General features: G+C 71.7%; 12 protein-coding genes. 8 read left to right on the forward strand and 4 right to left on the reverse strand.

What is annotated here, in order from left to right:
* Together Q0741_RS05130 and glgC are read left to right on the forward strand one after the other, a co-directional pair.
* Window positions 1-305: FixG Ig-like domain-containing protein (locus Q0741_RS05130; protein WP_298232117.1), on the forward strand; the 305-nt coding region annotated here is incomplete at its 5' end.
* Between the two features lie 267 nt (window positions 306-572).
* Window positions 573-1,832: a glucose-1-phosphate adenylyltransferase gene (glgC, locus tag Q0741_RS05135; RefSeq protein WP_298232118.1), complete on the forward strand. Its 1,260-nt coding sequence runs from the start codon at window positions 573-575 to the stop codon at window positions 1,830-1,832.
* Between the two features lie 61 nt (window positions 1,833-1,893).
* Here the strand turns inward: glgC and Q0741_RS05140 are convergent, their stop codons facing one another.
* On the reverse strand, window positions 1,894-3,396 hold the full coding sequence (locus Q0741_RS05140; RefSeq protein WP_298232119.1) for an MFS transporter: 1,503 nt from the start codon (window positions 3,394-3,396) through the stop codon (window positions 1,894-1,896).
* Between the two features lie 449 nt (window positions 3,397-3,845).
* Here Q0741_RS05140 and Q0741_RS05145 point away from each other — a divergent pair, with 449 nt between their 5' ends.
* The 5 genes from Q0741_RS05145 to Q0741_RS05165 all read left to right on the forward strand — a co-directional run bounded on the left by Q0741_RS05145 (window position 3,846) and on the right by Q0741_RS05165 (window position 9,834).
* Window positions 3,846-5,732, forward strand: coding sequence for an alpha/beta hydrolase (locus Q0741_RS05145; RefSeq protein WP_298232120.1), 1,887 nt, complete (start codon window positions 3,846-3,848; stop codon window positions 5,730-5,732).
* Window positions 5,722-6,135: a hypothetical protein gene (locus tag Q0741_RS05150; RefSeq protein WP_298232121.1), complete on the forward strand. Its 414-nt coding sequence runs from the start codon at window positions 5,722-5,724 to the stop codon at window positions 6,133-6,135. The genes Q0741_RS05145 and Q0741_RS05150 overlap by 11 nt, the downstream gene beginning before the upstream one ends.
* 118 nt (window positions 6,136-6,253) lie before the next feature.
* Entirely contained in the window at window positions 6,254-7,072 is an 819-nt protein-coding gene (gene fabI, locus Q0741_RS05155) for an enoyl-ACP reductase FabI (protein WP_298232122.1), read from the forward strand.
* Window positions 7,073-7,193: 121 nt separating this feature from the next.
* Complete coding sequence (locus Q0741_RS05160; RefSeq protein WP_298232123.1) at window positions 7,194-8,627, forward strand: bifunctional enoyl-CoA hydratase/phosphate acetyltransferase; 1,434 nt, start codon at window positions 7,194-7,196, stop codon at window positions 8,625-8,627.
* 4 nt (window positions 8,628-8,631) lie between these two features.
* Window positions 8,632-9,834 carry an acetate/propionate family kinase gene (locus Q0741_RS05165; protein ID WP_298232124.1) on the forward strand — a complete coding sequence of 401 codons (1,203 nt, stop codon included), beginning with the start codon at window positions 8,632-8,634 and terminating at the stop codon, window positions 9,832-9,834.
* A gap of 212 nt (window positions 9,835-10,046) precedes the next feature.
* Here the strand turns inward: Q0741_RS05165 and ftsH are convergent, their stop codons facing one another.
* Complete coding sequence (ftsH, locus tag Q0741_RS05170) at window positions 10,047-11,954, reverse strand: ATP-dependent zinc metalloprotease FtsH (RefSeq protein WP_298232125.1); 1,908 nt, start codon at window positions 11,952-11,954, stop codon at window positions 10,047-10,049.
* Window positions 11,955-12,220: 266 nt separating this feature from the next.
* On the opposite strand from ftsH, the gene cueR reads away from it, so the two are divergent.
* Complete coding sequence (cueR, locus tag Q0741_RS05175) at window positions 12,221-12,640, forward strand: Cu(I)-responsive transcriptional regulator (protein WP_298232126.1); 420 nt, start codon at window positions 12,221-12,223, stop codon at window positions 12,638-12,640.
* Between the two features lie 75 nt (window positions 12,641-12,715).
* On the opposite strand, the gene Q0741_RS05180 is transcribed toward cueR, so the two are convergent.
* A complete protein-coding gene (locus Q0741_RS05180) occupies window positions 12,716-13,183 on the reverse strand; it encodes a hypothetical protein (RefSeq protein ID WP_367184067.1) in 468 nt (155 codons plus the stop codon).
* The gene (locus Q0741_RS05185; protein ID WP_298232127.1) at window positions 13,180-14,538 is read right to left on the reverse strand and encodes an MBL fold metallo-hydrolase; all 1,359 of its coding nucleotides are present in this window, start codon (window positions 14,536-14,538) and stop codon (window positions 13,180-13,182) included. Before Q0741_RS05185 ends, Q0741_RS05180 begins: the two co-directional genes overlap by 4 nt.
* Between the last annotated feature and the right edge of the window lie 378 nt (window positions 14,539-14,916).

The following is a 14,916-nucleotide window of genomic DNA, read 5'->3' on the forward strand; positions in this document are numbered from 1 at the left end:
AGGTGGACGGCGGCGCCGTGGAGAACGTCTACCGCATGCAGGTGATGAACGCCGCGGAATCGGCGCAGACCTACACCGTCACGGCCGAGGGACTGCCGGGGCTGGCGCTGGCCGAGCCGGTGGTGCTCAAACTCGGCCCGGCCGAGGCGCACTGGGCCACCATCGCGCTGCGCGTACCGCCGGAGACGGCGGCCGCCACGCCACCCGGCGCGCACGAGATCCACTTCACCATCGAGCGCCAGGCGCACGGCGGCGAGGCCGTGCACAGCGTGGTGGAGAAGTCCACCTTCATGCTGCCGCGCTGAGTTGCCATCGCGACCAAGAGTGCGGCCATGCCCGCGAAGGCGGGCCTCCACGCGGACCGCGACGCCGCCCAGGGCCCCCCGTGGACACCCACCCTCGCGGGTATGACGGCGTTTTCAAGTCACTTTCCTGGATTGGAGTCAGGGCGCCGCAGGCGCCCTTTTTCCTTGGCCGAGCCCAGCCACGGGTTCCGGGCATCTCCCGGGGCCTTCGAGCATGCTGCAGGGCACAACGTTTGCCGCACTTGCTGACTACAAACAGGAGAGCACATGCCGGTAAACGATCTTGCGCGCACGCTTGAATTGCCCAAGCGGGCGGTGGCGCTGGTGTTGGCAGGCGGCCGGGGGACGCGGCTCAAGCAACTCACCGACCGGCGTGCCAAACCGGCCGTGTACTTTGGCGGCAAGTTCCGCATCGTCGATTTCGCGCTCTCCAACTGCCTGAACTCCGGTATCCGCCGCATCGGCGTCATCACCCAGTACAAGAGCCACAGCCTGCTGCGCCACCTGCAGCGCGGCTGGGCCTTCCTGAAGGCGGAGATGAACGAGTTCGTGGACCTGCTGCCGGCGCAGCAGCGCATCGACGAGGAAAACTGGTACCGCGGCACGGCCGACGCGGTCTACCAGAACCAGGACATCATCGACAGCTACCGGCCCGACTACGTGGTCGTCCTCGCCGGCGACCACGTCTACCGGATGAACTACGCCGTGATGCTGGCCGACCACGTGGCCAGCGGCGCGGAGTGCACGGTGGGCTGCATCGAGGTGCCACGCGCCGATGCCAGCGGCTTCGGCGTGATGGCGGTGGACAACGACTGGCGCATCACGGACTTCGTCGAGAAACCCGCCGACCCGCCGCCCATGCCCGGGCAGCCCAACACCGCGCTGGCGAGCATGGGCATCTACATCTTCAACCGCGAGTACCTTTTCAAGGAGCTGGAGCGCGACGTGCAGGACGAGGCCTCCGGGCACGACTTCGGCCATGACGTGATCCCGCGCGCGGTGCGCCAGGGCGTGGCGATGGCGCATCCCTTCAGCCGCAGCGGCGTGGTGGGCGGCGGCGGCGAGCCCTACTGGCGCGACGTGGGCACCATCGACGCGTACTGGGACGCCAACATCGACCTCACGGCGGCGCGCCCGCTGCTGGACCTGTACGACCAGCGCTGGCCGATCCTGACCTTCCAGCCCCAGCTGCCGCCGGCCAAGTTCATATCCGAGGGCCGCCCGGACTGTGGCAGCGCCACGGACTCCCTGGTGTCCGGCGGCTGCATCGTGGCCGGGCGCGTGACGCGCTCGGTGCTGTTCTCCAGCGTGCGCATCGACGCCGGCGCCCAGGCCGAGCACAGCGTGATGCTGCCCTATGTGCAACTCGGTCGCGACGTGCGCCTGAAGCGCGTGGTGATCGACCGCGGCTGCGTGATTCCGGACGGCATGGTCATCGGCGAGGACCCGGCGGAAGACGCGCGCCGCTTCGAGCGCACCGACCAGGGCATCACGCTGGTGACGCGGGAGATGCTGGCGAGGTTGTGAGCTCACGCCCGAGCACTGCGGCGGAAGCCGGCCTGCAGGCCCCCTCCCGCCACCATCGGCCTCACTCCCTCATCGCTGCCCGCGCCTTCCCTTCCAAGTGCACCGCCGGCACCCGTGTCGCCATCCAGGCGCCGAAAGCCACGCACACCGCCAGCACGCCATAGACGACGTGAAAGGCGCGCGTGAGCGCCTGCGGCGGCAGGTCCACTGACAGCGCCGCCGGCGCCGCGCCCTCGCCGCCCGGCGCCACGCGCAGGAGCACGAAGGCCAGGCCACCGAAGATGGCGGTGCCCAGCGAGGCGCCCAGCGAACGCGTGAGCGCCACCAGCCCCGCGGCGGCGCCCAGGCGCGCGGGGCCGGCCAGCACCTGCGTGGCCAGCTGCGCGCTGGCCATCACGGTGCCGAAACCCAGCCCCACCACCCCCGAGGCCGCGGCCAGCAGGTGCGGCGATGGCGGTGCCAGCGCCAGCACGCCCAGCGCCACGGCGGCCAGCGCCAGCCCGTAAGGCGGCGTGCGCGTGGGCAGCGCGGTGCGCGCGGTGATGCGGCCGTTGAGCGTGGAACCAACCACCAGCCCCATGGTCAGCGGCAGCATCTGCAGCCCGGCATCGGCGGCGCTGGCGCCATGCCCCAACTGGAGCTGGATTGGCAGCAGGAACACCAGCGCGAACATGCTCGCGGCGAACACCAGCACCGTGCCGCAGAGCCAGCCCACGCCCGGCAGCCGCAGCAGGTCCAGCGGCAGGAACGGCGCCGGATGGTGCCGCTGCTGGCGCAACAGCAGCGCGCCCGCGACGAGGCCGCCCAGCACCAGCGCCACGCTGGTGGCCGACAGCCAGTGGAAGCGGTGCCCCGCCAGGCTGAACCACAACAGCGCCGCCACGGCGGTGAGCACGAACAGCAGCACGCCCCAGGGGTCGGTGGGCGCGCCGCGCAGCGCCAGGTGCGGGCTGGACGGCAAGCGCCACACGCGCCAGGCCGCCAGCGCGCACAGCGGCACGTTGGCCAGGAACAGCCAGCGCCAGTCGGCGTGGTGCACCACCAGCCCGCCGATCACCGGCCCGCCCACGCTGGAGGCGGTGAAGACGATCGCGAAGTAGGCCTGGTAGCGCGGACGCAGGCGCGGCGGCACCAGCTCACCGATGAGTGACTGCGACAGCACCATCAGTCCGCCACCGCCCAACCCCTGCAACAACCGCGCCGCCACCAGCTGGCCCATGCCCCGCGCCAGGCCGCAGGCCAGCGAGCCCAGCGCGAACACCGCCAGCGCGGCCAGCAGCATGTCGCGGCGCCCGAAGCGGTCGCCCAGCCGGCCGTACACCGGCGCCATCACGGTGGCGGCGATGAGGTAACCGATGGCGATCCAGGCCGAGTCGCCCAGATCCTGGAAGTCCGCGGCGATGCGCGGCGTGGCCGTGGCCAGCAGCGTTTGGTCCACCGCGGCGAGGAACATGGGCAGCATCACCGCGCCGAACAGCGCCAGCACCGCCTGCCGCGACGGTGCCCCGTCGGGCGCGGAGGGGGCCAAGGCGGGCGGCTGCGGCGGGTTCAGCGTGGGGGGCATGCGGGCGTGGTTGCAAGCCACATGCCGGGGCCACGGGCATGCGCTATTTCCCGTCACGGTGCCGCCATTCAAATGTCCACGGCCATTGAACGCGGGTTGCCGAAGCGCCCCGGCCCGGCCAAATCGGCATGCAAGGCCAATTAGCGCGCAGTTTTTCACTGCATGCGCCGCGCTTCCAAACGGCCCGAACACTGTTGATGCACGTCAAGCGTGCCGGCCGTGCCACGCCTCAGCATGCGGACCGCCGCACCCCGGACCGGCCGCGCGCCTCGCGAGCTCGGCTGCGGCATCAACCGAATATTCCCGGCGGCGCATATGCCAAGCATTGCACCGCAACATGAAATTGGCGGCATTTAGCGGGCATTTTGACTTTTTGCTCTCCCGCAATGCATTCATAGTCCCGCCACCGACCCTTTCGATATTGATCGATGTCCAGACAGCGACGAACGATGCCCGAACAACAGCAATCCCCTGGCAGCAATACCGCCGCGATCCTGCCCACGATCCAGGCACTGGCCACGATGCCCCTCCCGGCGAAGGCCGCGCCCGCGGCGCAGCCGGCCGGCGCGAGCCCCGGCAAGGCTCAACTGGCCGCGCAGCAGCTCGACGAGACGGCGCATGCGCTGCTGTCGCGGGCAGCGCTGGGCCTGTCGCCCATCAGCCTGGCGCTGGCCTGGGCCGACTGGGCGATGCACCTGGCGGTCTCGCCGGGCCGGCAGTCCATGCTGGCGCAGCAGGCGGTGCGGCTGACGGCCGATTTGTTGCCGTCACAACCCGGCACCGCCCAGGCACCCGAACGCGACGACCGCTTCCGCGACCCGGCCTGGCAGCAGTGGCCCTTCCAGCAGCTCAAGTCCGGCTACCAGGCCGCCTGTGCATGGTGGGAGCAGGCGGTGAAGGTCGAGGGCGTGGCGAACCACCACGCGCACCTGGTGAACTTCTTCACCCGCCAGTGGCTGGATGCGGTCTCTCCCTCCAACTTCGCCCAGACCAACCCGCTGGTGCTGCAGGCCGTGCGCGAGACCGGCGGCAGCAACCTGGCGCAGGGCGCGCAGCTGCTGGCCCAGGACCTGGCGCGGCAGGCCGCCAAGGGCGCGCAGGCCGACGCCCCGCTGCAGCCGCTGCCCTACGCCGTGGGCGTGGACGTGGCCGTGACGCCGGGCAAGGTGGTCTATCGCAACCACCTCATCGAGCTCATCCGCTACGAGCCCACCACCGCCACGGTGCATCCGGAGCCGGTGCTGATCGTGCCCTCGTGCATCATGAAGTACTACATCCTGGACCTCTCGCCCGGGAACTCCATGGTGCGCTACTTGGTGGGCCAGGGGCACACGGTCTACATCATTTCCTGGCGCAACCCCGACACCGCCGACCGCGACCTGGGCATGCGCGACTACTTGCGCAGCGGCGTGATGGACGCCATGGCCGCGGTGGCGCACACCAGCGGCGCGCGCCGCGTGCATGCCGCGGGCTACTGCCTGGGCGGCACCTTCCTGGCGATCGTGGCGGCGGCGCTGGCCGGCCAAGCGGCCGCCGCGCCGGCCGAGGCGCACCCGCTGCGCCGCCATGGCGACATCGCCGACCTGCCCGCGCTGGCCAGCATCACGCTGTTGACCACGCTCACCGACTTCAGCGAGCCTGGCGAGCTGGGCGTGTTCATCGACGACGACCAGCTGCGCACGCTGCGCGAGGAGATGGCGCGCACGGGCTTCCTCAGCGGGCGCCAGATGGCCGGCACCTTCCAGTTCATCGGCTCGCGCGACCTGATCTGGACGCGCAACGTGCGCCGCTACCTGCTGGGCGAGCAGGAGCGTCCCAACGACCTCATGAGCTGGAACTCTGACGCCACGCGGCTGCCCGAGCGCATGCACTCGGAGTACCTGCAGTCGCTGTACCTGAACAACGCGCTGGCCACGGGCCGCTACCGCGTGGGCGACGTGGCGGTGGCGCTGTCGGACATCCACGCCCCGCTGTTCGTGGTGGGCACGGCGCGCGACCACGTGGCGCCGTGGAAGTCGGTCTACAGGATTCACCTGCTCACCGACACCGACACCACCTTCGTGCTGGCCAGCGGCGGGCACAACGCGGGCGTCGTCTCCGAGCCCGGGCATGCGCGGCGCAGCTACCAGATGGCCCAGCGCGCGCGCGGCCAGGGCTACGTCACGCCCGAGGACTACGCCGCCACGGCGCCCATGCACGAGGGATCGTGGTGGGAGGCGTGGAGCGCCTGGCTGGCCGAGCATTCCGGGCCGCGTGTGGCCGCCGAGCCCATTCCCGCCGACATGGCATTGGAGGATGCCCCGGGCCAGTACGTGCACCAGCGCTATGCGGACTGAGGCCCACACCGCGCTGCTGGGCGAGCGCCCCGACACCGACCTCGTGCACCGGCTGGAGGCCGAGCTGCGCACGCTGCAGGGGCGCATCCAGCAGCTCGCCCTCGCGCTGCGCGCGCCGCTGCAGACCGACGCCGACGTGGAACGGATCCTGCAGCGCGCGCCCGCGCCGCCGGTGGCGGTGGAGCGGCGCAGCGAAGGCGGCGCACGCAACTATCGCGGCCCCGAGCGGCGCACGGCCCACCTGTGGGACGAGCTGCGCGCGCTGCTGGTGCTGCGCTACCAGCTGTGCAGCCGCCTGGTCGCCGCGGTGGGCGCGCCCGCCGTGCGCGACCTGCTGTCCGCCGCCGATGCCCAGCTTCAACGCGAAGGTTTCAGCGGCACCCCGGCGGGCATGGCGCTGTAGCCCAGGGCTCACCTTCACCGACCCGGGAATGCCGGCCGCGCGCCGCGCGGCCGGCATTCCGTGTTCGACCACACCGTTTCCTTCCGGGAACCCTCAACCCAACTATTACGAGGACACCATGGACCAAGCCATCAACACCGCCTCCCTCACCAACGACGTGACCCAGCGCCTGTCGCGCCTGGGGCTCGCGGGCAAGAAGGGCCTCGTCGTGGGCGTCGCCAACGAGCACAGCATCGCCTGGGGCTGTGCCGAGCTGGCCAAGCTGCAGGGCGCCGAGGTGGTGGTTTCCTGCCTCAACGAAAAGGCCATGCGCTTCGTGTCGCCGCTGACCGAGCCCGCGGGCATCCCGCTCAAACCCTGCAACGTCGAGAACCCCGGCGAGCTGCAGGCGCTGGTGGACTTCGCCATCGAGAAGCTGGGCCGGCTGGACTTCATCGTCCACTCCATCGCCTGGGCGCCGCTGGAGGATCTGCACGGCCGCGTCATCGACAGCTCCTCCACCGGCTTCGCGCGCGCGATGGAAGTTTCCTGCCACTCGCTGGCCGAGCTGGCCAAGCTGTGCGCGCCGCACATGACGCGGGGCGGCGCCATCGTGACCATGAGCTACCTGGGCGCCGACGAGGCCGTGCCGCACTACGGGCTGATGGGCCCGGTCAAGGCGGCGCTGGAGTCGCTGGTGCGCTACATGGCGGTGGAGCTGGGCCCGCAGGGCATTCGCGTGCACGCGGTCTCGCCGGGCCCGATCCACACCCGCGCCGCCTCGGGCATCGCCGGCTTCGACGAGCTCATGGCCAGCGCCGTGGCCAAGTCGCCGCTGGGCCGCGCCGTGACGCTGGACGAGATCGCGCAGCTCACGAGCTTCCTGTGCAGCGACGCGGCCTCCGGCATGACGGGCCAGACCATCTACGTGGACGCCGGCTGCCACGCGGTAGCTTGAGCAACTTGTTTCCCCGTTCGCCCTGAGCCCGTCGAAGGGCCTGCAGCCCCGCCGTGCGGCAGGGCTTCGACAGGCTCGGCCCGAACGGGATACAGAACAACGATCAACAGGACATGAACCCATGAACGCCCTGCACGACACCGAGTACATCGAGAACGTCACCTACGACGAGATCAGCGTTGGCCAGACCGCCAGCCTGACGCGCACCATCACCGGCGAGGACATCCAGGCCTTCGCCGCCGTCTCCGGCGACACCAACCCCGCGCACCTCAACGCCGAGTACGCCGCCGACACCCTGTTCCACGGCGTCATCGCCCACGGCATGTGGGGCGGCTCGCTGATCTCCGCGCTGCTGGGCACGGTCTTCCCCGGCCCGGGCACCATCTACCTGGAACAGGACCTGCACTTCACCAAGCCCGTGCGCATCGCCGACACGCTCACCGTCACGGTGAAGGTCGCGACCAAGGACGACGCCAAGAAGCGCATCGAACTCGACTGCGAGGTCGTGAACCAGAAGGGCGCGTGCGTGCTCTACGGCAAGGCGCGCGTGCTCCCGCCCACCGCCAAGGTCAAGCTGCCGCGCGACAAGGCGCCCAAGATCCACCTCTTCGACGCCCAGGCGCGGCTGCGCGCGCTGCTGGCGCTGGGCGCGGACATGCCCGCGGCCAAGTGCGCGGTGGTGCACCCCTGCGACGCCGACTCGCTCTCCGGCGCCATGGACGCGGCCAAGCTCGACCTGATCGACCCGGTGCTCATCGGCCCGGAGCTGCGCATCCGCCACGTGGCGCAGGAGGCCGGCATCGAGCTGGGCGACGTGCGCATCATCGACACGCCCTACTCCGAGGCCGCGGCCGAGAAGGCCGCCGAGCTGGCGGCCAAGGGCGAGGTGGAGATGCTGATGAAGGGCAGCCTGCACACCGACGAGCTCATCCACGCCGTGCTGGGGCAGAAGGCGCTGCGCACGGGCCGGCGCATGTCGCACGTGTTCCGCTTCGACGTGCCGCTGTACCGCAAGCCCCTGCTCATCACCGATGCGGCGCTCAACATCCAGCCCACGCTGCTGGAGAAGAAGGACATCATCCAGAACGCCATCGACTTCGCGCGCACCATGGGCGTCGAGAAGCCCAAGGTCGCCATCCTGGCGGCGGTGGAGACGGTCAACCCGGCCATGCCCTCCACGCTGGACGCCGCGGCGCTGTGCAAGATGGCCGACCGCGGCCAGATCAACGGCGGCGTGCTCGACGGCCCGCTGGCCTTCGACAACGCGATCTCGGCGCAGGCCGCGTCGATCAAGCACATCGAATCGCCCGTGGCCGGCGACGTGGACATCCTGGCCGTGCCCGACCTGGAGGCCGGCAACATGCTCGCCAAGCAGCTGGAGTACCTGGCCGGCGCCAGCGGCTCCGGCGTGGTGCTGGGCGCGCGCGTGCCCATCGCGCTGACCAGCCGCGCCGACGGCCCGGACGCGCGCGTGGCCTCGGCGCTGCTGGCCAAGCTGGTGGCGCACAACGCGCGGCGCGACCACGCGCGCAAGAACTGGCACAAGGAGGGCTGAAGCGATGAGCGTCCTTTCCGTCAACGCCGGCTCCTCGACGCTGAAGTTCGCCGTCTATCCGCTGCACGACGGCGAGGTGCAGCCGGCCCTGATGAGCGGCAGCTTCGAGGGGCTGGAGCCCCAGGGGCAGCTGCGGCTGAGCTGGAGCGTGGGCACGCGGCGCCAGCAGCGCGAGCTCTCCGCCGGCGCCGACCCGTTCGCGCAGGCGCTGGTCAGCTTGAGCGAGCTGCTGGAGACCGAGACCAGCGCCGGCTCCACGCTGCGCATCGAGGCCGTGGCGCACCGCGTGGTGCACGGCGGCGCGCACTACCGCGAGAGCGTGCTGGTCGATGAGAAGGTACTCAAGGCGCTGGAGCCGCTGTGCCCGCTGGCGCCGCTGCACCAGCCGCACAACCTGGCGGGCATCCGCAACTTCATGCGCGTGCTGCCCGGGCTGCCGCAGGTGGCCTGCTTCGACACCGCCTTCCACGCCCAGCTGCCCGAGGTCGAGTACAGCTTCGCGCTGCCCAAGGCGCTGCGCGAGCAGGGCGTGCGCCGCTACGGCTTCCACGGCCTGTCGTACCAGTTCATCCTGGGCGAGCTGCTGCGCCACGGCGCGCCGGCCCAGGGCCGGCTGTTGATGGCGCACCTGGGCAACGGCGCGAGCCTGTGCGCCGCGCGCGAGGGCCGCAGCATCGCCACCACCATGGGCTTCTCCGCGGTGGAGGGCCTGATGATGGGCACGCGCTGCGGCACGCTCGACCCGGGCGTGCTGCTGTACCTGATGGAGCAGGGCTGGACGCACGACCGCATCCAGAAGCTGCTCTACAAGGAAAGCGGCCTGCTGGGCGTCTCGGGGCTGACGGCCGACATGCGCCGGCTGCACGACAGCGACAGCGCGGACGCGCGGCTGGCCATCGACATGTTCGCCTACCACGTGGTGCGCGAGGCCGGTGCGCTCACGGCCTGCCTGGGCGGGCTGGACGTGCTGGCCTTCAGCGGCGGCATCGGCGAGCACGACGCGCGGCTGCGCGCCGGCGTGGCCGACAAGCTGGCTTACCTGGGCGTGAAGCTGGACGCGCAGGCCAACACCCGCGCCACGGGCGAGGAAGCCATGGCCATCCACGCCGACGACAGCGCGGTGCAGGTGTGGGTGGTGCCCACCGACGAAGGCCGCGTCGCCGCGCAGGACGCGGCGCGGCTGGTGGCGCTGCCGGCCAACGGGTGAGCCAGCGCAGCGCTGGCGCCGGGCCCGGGGCCCGGCTTGCGCGGCTCGCCTGCAAGGTTCTTGCAGCAGCCGAAAGCCGACACGCCGCGCACCCAACTCCATCATGCCCGCGAAGGCGGGCATCCACGCCAGCCGGGATGCCGCCCGGCGTTCGTGGACACCCGCCTTCGCGGGTGTGACGAAGTTATTTCAGTGAGCAGGACAAGCGGAGATCAAGCCTCCACCCCCGCCGCCTTCCCCTGCTCCACCTTCACCCCGGCCAGCACGAACTCCAGCATCCCGCGGTCCACGGTTTCCTTTTCCAGCAGCAGCTGCGCCAGGGCTTCGAGCCGGGATCGGTGCTCGGTCAACGTGGCGCGGACGCGGACGCGCGCCTCCTCCAGCAGCCGCTGCACCTCCGCGTCGATGGCCTCGGCCGTGCGCTCGCTGCACTCGCGCTGTTCCGGCGCGCCCGGCACGCCCAGGAAGGCGGCGCGCGGCGAGGCCTCCCAGGTCGCCAGCCCCAGCGCCTCGCTCATGCCGTACTGCGTCACCATGTGCCGCGCCATGTCGGTGGCGCGCTGCAGGTCGTTGGCGGCGCCGGTGGAGATGTCGTTGAAGACCAGTTCCTCCGCCACCCGCCCGCCCAGCAGCACGTCCAGCCGGTCCAGCAGCTCGCTGCGGCGCAGCAGGTAGCGGTCCTCGGTGGGCGACTGCTGGGTGTAGCCCAGCGCGCCGATGCCGCGCGGGATGATCGACACCTTCGCCACCCGGTCGGCGCTGGCGCGGTACTCGGCCACCAGCGCATGGCCGGCCTCGTGGTAGGCCACGAAGCGGCGCTCCTCGGGGTTCATGACGCGGTTGCGCTTCTCCAGGCCGGCCACGATGCGGTCCAGCGCCTGCTCGAAGTCCTGCATGTCCACCGCGTCCTTGCCCCGGCGCGCGGCGTGCAGCGTGGCCTCGTTGACCAGGTTGGCCAGGTCCGCGCCGGCGAAGCCGGGGGTGCGCGCGGCCATGGAGTCCAGGTCCACCGCGGGCGCGAGCTTCACGTTCTTCACGTGCACGTCCAGGATCTGGCGCCGGCCCTTCATGTCGGGCTTGTCGATGGACACGTGCCGGTCGAAGCGCCCCGGGCGCAACAGCGCCGGGTCCAGGATCTCGGGGCGATTGGTGGCGCCCATGATGATGACGCCGCGGTTGCTGGTGTCGAAGCCGTCCATCTCCACCAGCAGCTGGTTGAGCGTCTGCTCGTGCTCCTGGTGCCCGCCGCCCATCAGCCCGGGGCTGCGCGCCCGGCCCAGGGCATCGAGCTCGTCGATGAACACGATGCACGGCGCCTTGGCCGCGGCCTGCTCGAAGAGATCGCGCACGCGCGCGGCGCCCACGCCCACGAACATCTCCACGAACTCCGAGCCGCTGAGCGAGAGGAAGGGCACGCCGGCCTCGCCCGCCACCGCCTTGGCCAGCAGCGTCTTGCCGGTGCCCGGCGCGCCCACGATCAGCACGCCCTTGGGGATCTTGCCGCCCAGGCGCCGGTAGCGCTCGGGCGTCCTGAGGAACTCCACCACCTCCATCAACTCGTCGCGCGCCTCGTCGATGCCCGCGACGTCCTTGAAGGTGACGCCGGTTTCCTGCTGCAGGTAAACCTTGGCCTTGCTCTTGCCGATGGACATCAGCCCGCCCGCGCCGCCGGGGCCGCCCATGCGTTTCATCAGCAACCACCAGATGCCGAAGAACACCAGCGCCGGCGCCACCCACGACAGCAGCAGCGGCAGCAAGGTGCTGCGGCGCACGCTGCCGTAGCGCACCTTAGCCGCGTCGAGCTGCGGCACCAGCGTCGGGTCATCGACCAGCACGGTGACGAAGCGCTGTTCGCCGCCGTCGGTCCGCAGGCGTTCGAGCTTGTCCGGCGGCAGCACCTTCTCCAGCGCGTCGGGCTTGAGCGTGCCCTCGGCCATGCCCTCGGCCAGCACCAGGTCCTGCACGCCGCCGGCCACGACGGCCTGCTTGAACTCGCTGTAGGAGAGCGTGAGCGTGTGGCGCGCGCCGATGACGTCCTGCAGCAGGCTGATGAGGAACAGGGCGCCGAGCAGGTACCAGATGGAAAAGGTTTGCTTCTTGTCCAGGACAGGGGTGGGCATGGCCGGGCCTCCGGGCGGTGCAGGGACGCGGCCTGATTTTGCAAGCCGCGCCCGGCAACGGCGGGCGTGGCGGCTTGACCGGCATCAGCCGGCACCGGCGTCATGCCGCCGCGACGCTTGCACGTGGTGTTCCCGCCCGCTGCGTCAGAGCGCATCGCCGGTTGTCGCAGCTGCGCCGCGTGGCGACGGCGCCTGTATGCGCGGCTGCGCACAATGGCGGCGCATCGGGCCGGCCGCCGCCGGCACCGCCGCGACAAGAGGACAGCATGAGCACGAACACCGGCACCGCCACGGCATTCCTGAACATCGGCGAGGCCGCCGCGCGCTCGGGCGTGTCGGCCAAGATGGTGAGGCACTACGAATCGCTGGGCCTGCTGCCGCACGTGCGGCGCACCGAGGCCGGCTACCGCCAGTACGGAGAGACCGAGGTCAACACGCTGCGCTTCATCCGCCGCGCGCGCGACCTGGGCTTCAGCATGGCCGAGATCGCCGAGCTGCTGCGGCTGTGGCAGAACCGCCGGCGCAGCAGCGCCGAGGTCAAGCGCATCGCGCAGGCGCACGTGGCGGACCTGGAGCGGCGCATCGCGGAGATGGCGGCCATGAAGCAGACGCTGCAGCAGCTCGTGAGCTGCTGCCACGGTGACCAGCGGCCGGAGTGCCCGATCCTGGACGACCTGGGGCAGTGAGCCGGGTTTACTGGTGCGCCTGCAGCCACTTGTCGAGCTGGGCGATGTCTTGATGCTGGCCCAGGGCCGGCCGCGTCAGGCCTCGTCCGCCACGCCGAACACCGGATAAGCCTCCAGGTACTGCCGGGCGTACTCCAGCTCGCCGCGCGCCTGCGCGTGCAGGGTCAGCAGCGGCTGCCCCGGCGCCACGCGCTGGCCCAGCTTCACGTGCAGCTCCAGCCCGGCCTCGGCCACGTTGGGCGCGCCGGCCAGCGCGGCCAGGCGCGCCAGGCGGCGGCTGTCGATGGCCGTGACCACGCCCTCGAAGCGCGCCAGCGCCGGCTCGCGCAGCAGCGCGCGCGGCGGCGCCCGCAGCCCGCCCTGCGCCTCGCAGATGGCCTGGAACTTCAACCACGCCGCGCCGCGCGCCAGCAGCTGAGCGGCAGCGGCCGCGCCCTCGCCCTGCGGCGCCCGGCCGCAGAACTCCAGCAGCGCACCGGCCAGCAGCAGCGACTTGTCGCGCAGGTCCGCCGGGGCGGCGGCGCCTTCGAGGGTGCAGCTCACTCGCCCAGCTCCACCGTGCGCCCCATCAGCGGCACCGTCGCGGGCCAGCCCAGATCGTGCTCGATGCGCTGGCGCAGCGCGTCGGACGCGGCGGGCTCGCCGTGGGTGATGAACACGCGCCGCGGCCGCGAGGTGGTGCGCAGCCACTGCAGCAGCTGCGCCGCGTCGGCATGCGCCGAGAGCCCGCCCAGCGACACCACCTCGGCCTTGACCGGCACGTCCTGGCCGAACATGCGCAGGCTGCGCTCGCCGGCCTGCAGCCGCGCGCCGCGCGTGCCGCCGGCCTGGTAGCCCACCAGCACCACGGTGTTGCGGTGGTCGGGCAGCCGCGCCGCGAGGTGGTGCAGCACGCGCCCGCCGGTGGCCATGCCGCTGGCCGAGACCACCACCGAGGGATAGCGCACCGAGGACAGCGCGCGCGACTCCTGCGGCGTGCGCGCCATGCGCGCCACCGTGCACATGCCCGCGCACTCCTGCGGCGAGAGCCGGTGCTCCTGCGGGTAGTGCTGGTAGAGCGCCGTCATGTCGATGGCCATGGGGCTGTCCAGGAACACGGGCAGCGCCGGGATGGCGCCCTGCTGCCGCAGGCGGTGGATCATGAGCAGCAGCAGCTGCGCCCGGCCCACGGCGAAGGCCGGCACCAGCACCGTGCCGCCGCGCGCCGCGGTGCGGGTGACGACCTCGGCCAGCGCGGCCATCGGGTCCTCCGGCGAGTGCAGCCGGTCGCCGTAGGTGGACTCGATGACGATCCAGTCCGCGCGCGGCGCGCCTTCGGGGGCGCGCATGAGCGGGTCGTCCGGCCGTCCCAGGTCGCCCGAGAACAGCAGGGTGCGGCCATCGGCCTCCAGCGCCAGCGAGGACGCGCCCAGGATGTGCCCGGCGCGGCGCAGCTCGGCCGTGAGGCCGGGGAGCACCTCGGTGCGCGTGTGCGGCGGCAACGTCTCGAAGTGGTTGAGCGCGCGTTGCGCGTCGTCCATGGTGTAGAGCGGCTGGGCGGGGTGGTGCTTGGAGGTGTGGTGGCGGTTGGCGAAGGCCGCATCCTCCTCCTGGATGTGGGCGCAGTCGGGCAGCAGCAGCCGGCACACGTCGGCGGTGGCGGGCGTCGCCAGCACCGGCCCGGTGAACCCCTGGCGCACCAGCAGCGGCAGCGCGCCGGAGTGGTCCAGGTGGGCGTGGGTGAGCAGCACCGCGTCGATGTCGCGCGCCCGGAAGGGCAGCGGCTCCCAGTTGAGCTCGCGCAGCGCTTTCCAGCCCTGGAACAGGCCGCAATCGACCAGCAGCTTCCTGCCGCGGTGCTCGACAAGGTACTTGGAGCCGGTGACGGTGCCGGCGGCGCCGAGGAAGGTGAGCCTCATGGCTGCCCTCCACGGACCGCAGGCGTGGTGCCTCGCGGGGTGCCGTCAGGCCGGCTGCGCCGGCCGGCGGCCGGACCGAGGGCGTATTGCATGGCTGCGCCTCCTTGGTTTTGTCCCGCGGCGCCCGGCGGACGGCGGCGACCGTCCGCTCTCCTCTGCGGGGCCGGGGCTGGCGGAGTCAGCTTATAGGGGTGTGCCGGGCGGCGGGCTTGAGCGACATCAAGCAGCACGGCAACCGCAGCGCCGCAGGGATGCTCCCGGCACATGGGCATGCCGTTCGCTGCGCGCAGCGGTACCGCTCTTGCCGCTGCCGGCCGGCATGCGGCCGGGCCGCCCCACGTCGCCCTGTCGCGGCGCCTGTGGCGTGCGCGGCGCAGC

Source organism: uncultured Azohydromonas sp., from assembly GCF_937926365.1.
In the GTDB taxonomy this organism is placed as follows: domain Bacteria; phylum Pseudomonadota; class Gammaproteobacteria; order Burkholderiales; family Burkholderiaceae_C; genus Azohydromonas.